This window comes from Streptomyces sp. SID3212 (assembly GCF_009865405.1).
In the GTDB taxonomy this organism is placed as follows: Bacteria; Actinomycetota; Actinomycetes; order Streptomycetales; family Streptomycetaceae; genus Streptomyces.
Genome location: NZ_WWJY01000804.1, coordinates 1 through 3,746 on the forward strand (window position 1 = coordinate 1; position 3,746 = coordinate 3,746).

The 3,746-nt window shown below is 68.0% G+C and carries 2 protein-coding genes and 1 pseudogene; all 3 read left to right on the forward strand.

The window, feature by feature from the left end; translation table 11 throughout:
- On the forward strand, positions 1-1,532 hold a 1,532-nt coding region (locus tag GT042_RS24465; RefSeq protein WP_161310889.1), incomplete at its 5' end, for an alpha-1,4-glucan--maltose-1-phosphate maltosyltransferase.
- Positions 1,529-3,253, forward strand: coding sequence for a maltose alpha-D-glucosyltransferase (treS, locus tag GT042_RS24470; RefSeq protein WP_161310890.1), 1,725 nt, complete (start codon positions 1,529-1,531; stop codon positions 3,251-3,253). The genes GT042_RS24465 and treS, both read left to right, overlap by 4 nt.
- Positions 3,254-3,445: 192 nt before the next feature.
- Positions 3,446-3,746: pseudogene (locus tag GT042_RS24475) on the forward strand (maltokinase); the annotation flags it as partial.

A 3,746-nucleotide genomic window follows, 5' to 3' on the forward strand; every position in this document is an offset into this window, starting at 1 on the left:
CCGGGGCCCGGCTGGCCGCCGCCCTCTCCCAGGACGCCACCGCCGCGCTCGGCCGTCACCCGCTGCGCGAACTGGTCACGTCCTCGCGCCCCGCGCGCCTGCTGGTCGAGCGCAGGCGGGCCCTGTTCGGTTCCTGGTACGAGCTGTTCCCGCGCTCCGAGGGCGCGGTGGTGAAGGAGGGCGAGCCGCCGGTGAGCGGCACCTTCCGTACGGCCGCCGAGCGGCTGCCCGCGGTCGCCGCGATGGGGTTCGACGTCGTCTATCTGCCGCCGATCCACCCCATCGGGACCACCCACCGCAAGGGCCCCAACAACACGCTGACCCCGGGTCCCGAGGACGTCGGCGTGCCCTGGGCGATCGGCTCGTCCGACGGCGGCCACGACGCGATCCACCCCGACCTCGGCACGATCGAGGACTTCGACCACTTCGTGGAGACGGCGCGCACGCTGCGCATGGAGATCGCGCTCGACTTCGCGCTCCAGTGCTCCCCCGACCACCCGTGGGTCGCGAAGAAGCCGGAGTGGTTCCACCACCGCGCGGACGGCTCCATCGCGTACGCCGAGAACCCTCCGAAGAAGTACCAGGACATCTACCCGATCGCCTTCGACGCCGACATGCGCGGCCTGGTCCGCGAGACCGTGCGGGTGCTGCGGTACTGGATGTCCCACGGGGTACGGATCTTCCGCGTCGACAACCCGCACACGAAGCCGGTGGTCTTCTGGGAGAAGGTCATCAACAACATCAACCGCACCGACCCCGATGTCATCTTCCTGGCCGAGGCGTTCACGCGCCCCGCGATGATGCGCACGCTGGGCGCGGTCGGCTTCCAGCAGTCGTATACGTATTTCACCTGGCGGACCGGCAAGCGGGAGCTGACGGACTACCTGGTCGAGCTGTCCCGCGAGACCGCCGCGTACATGCGTCCGAACTTCTTCGTGAACACGCCCGACATCCTCCACGCCTATCTCCAGGAGGGCGGCAGGCCGGCGTTCGAGGTGCGCGCGGTGCTCGCCGCGACGATGGCGCCGTCGTGGGGTGTGTACGCGGGATATGAACTCTGCGAGAACACCCCCGCCAAGCCCGGCAGCGAGGAGTACCGTGACTCCGAGAAGTACCAGCTGAGGCCCCGGGACTGGGAGGCGGCCGAGCGTGAGGGCCGTACGATCGCGCCGCTGATCACCACGCTCAACCGGATCAGACGGCGGCACCCCGCGCTGCAACAGCTGCGCGACATCCACTTCCACGATGCCGACAACGAAGCGGTCATCGCGTACAGCAAGCGGGCGGGCTCGAACATCGTTCTGGTGGTCGTCAACCTCGACCCTCACCACACCCAGGAGGCGACGGTCTCGTTGGACATGGAGCGGCTCGGCCTCGAATGGCACGAGACCGTCCCGGTGCGCGACGAGCTCACCGGCGAGACCTATCACTGGGGCAGGGCCAACTACGTGCGCCTAGAGCCGGGCGTCACGCCCGCGCACGTCGTGGTCCTGCGACCGTCCCCGCCGATCGGAGGGTCACCCACATCATGATCGTCAACGAGCCCGTCCACGACACGTTCGAGGACACCCCGGCCCAGGACCGTCATCCCGACTGGTTCAAACGAGCCGTCTTCTACGAGGTTCTGGTGCGTTCGTTCCAGGACAGCAACGGAGACGGCATCGGTGATCTCAAGGGCATCACCGCCAAGCTGGACTACCTCCAATGGCTCGGTGTCGACTGCCTCTGGCTGCCGCCGTTCTTCAAGTCGCCACTGCGCGACGGCGGCTACGACGTCTCCGACTACACCGCCGTCCTCCCCGAGTTCGGCGACCTCGCCGACTTCGTGGAGTTCGTCGACGCCACGCACCAGCGCGGCATGCGTGTGGTCATCGACTTCGTCATGAACCACACGAGCGACCAGCACGACTGGTTCCAGGAGTCCCGCAAGGACCCCGAAGGACCGTACGGCGACTACTACGTCTGGGCCGACGACGACAAGCAGTACGAGGACGCCCGGATCATCTTCGTCGACACGGAGACCTCCAACTGGACCTTCGACCCGGTGCGCAAGCAGTACTACTGGCACCGCTTCTTCTCGCACCAGCCGGACCTCAACTACGAGAACCCGGCCGTGCAGGAGGAGATCATCTCCGCGCTGCGCTTCTGGCTGGACCTGGGCATCGACGGCTTCCGGCTGGACGCCGTGCCGTACCTCTACCAGAAGGAAGGCACCAACTGCGAGAACCTCCCGGCCACCCACGCGTTCCTCAAGCGGGTGCGCAAGGAGATCGACGCGCACTACCCGGACACGGTGCTGCTCGCCGAGGCCAACCAGTGGCCCGAGGACGTCGTCGACTACTTCGGTGACTACGCCAAGGGCGGCGACGAGTGCCACATGGCGTTCCACTTCCCCGTGATGCCGCGGATCTTCATGGCCGTACGGCGCGAGTCGCGCTACCCGGTCTCGGAGATCCTGGCGAAGACGCCGGCGATCCCCACCAACTGCCAGTGGGGCATCTTCCTCCGCAACCACGACGAGCTGACACTCGAGATGGTCACGGACGAGGAACGCGACTACATGTACGCGGAGTACGCCAAGGACCCCCGGATGCGCGCCAACATCGGCATCCGGCGCCGCCTCGCCCCGCTGCTCGACAACGACCGCAACCAGATCGAGCTGTTCACGGCTCTGCTGCTGTCGCTGCCGGGCTCCCCGATCCTCTACTACGGGGACGAGATCGGGATGGGCGACAACATCTGGCTCGGTGACCGGGACGCCGTACGGACCCCGATGCAGTGGACCCCCGACCGGAACGCGGGATTCTCGTCCAGCGACCCCGGCCGGCTCTACCTCCCGACGATCATGGACCCGGTCTACGGGTACCAGGTCACCAACGTGGAAGCCTCGATGGCCTCGCCGTCCTCGCTGCTGCACTGGACCCGGCGCATGATCGAGATCCGCAAGCAGAACCCGGCCTTCGGGCTCGGCTCGTACACGGAGCTGCCGTCCTCGAACCCGGCGGTGCTGGCGTTCCTGCGGGAGGCGCCCTCCCAGGACGGCAAGGGCGACGACCTCGTCCTGTGCGTCCACAACTTCTCGCGGTTCGCCCAGCCCACCGAGCTCGACCTCAAGGAGTTCAGCGGGCGGCACCCGGTGGAGCTGATCGGCGGGGTGCGTTTCCCCGCCATCGGCGAGTGGCCGTACCTGCTCACCCTGGCGGGCCACGGTTTCTACTGGTTCAGGCTCAGGAAGGATGTCGCGTCGAGCTGACGCGACCGGATGACGTGCGGGGCGGTGTTTCCACCGCCCCGCACGGGGCACCTTCCCCACGTCCGACGCGTACGGAATCGAGTCCGTACGGATCATCGTCTCCCGACACGTCCCGCACAGCCGGACAGCAGATGCCGCAATCCGGGACACTCTGCGCATCCTGTGGTGTGCCCGGGGAAAGGACGCGAGGCCATGACGAAGGCTGCATCCACCCGGATCACGCCGTACGGCGCTTCCGACCGCGCCGTGTCACCCACCGACGCGGCGGCGCTCCTCGGATCGCTCGCCCCACTGCTCCACGACTGGCTGCCCCGCCAGCGCTGGTTCGCCGGCAAGGGCCGTCCGGTCACCGGTTTTGAACCGGTGACGGTCACCGAGCTGCGCCCCGCGCACCCGGGCGACCCGTCCCTGCTCCACCTGCTGGTACGGGTCGAACAGGGCGCCGCCGGGGCCTCCGCCTCGGCCGGCGACTGCTACCAGCTGCTGCTCGGCG

Bases quoted from the DNA above. Each gene is read 5' to 3' on its own strand.
- treS (WP_161310890.1), top strand. From the start codon at position 1,529: ATGATCGTCAACGAGCCCGTCCACGACACGTTCGAGGACACCCCGGCC.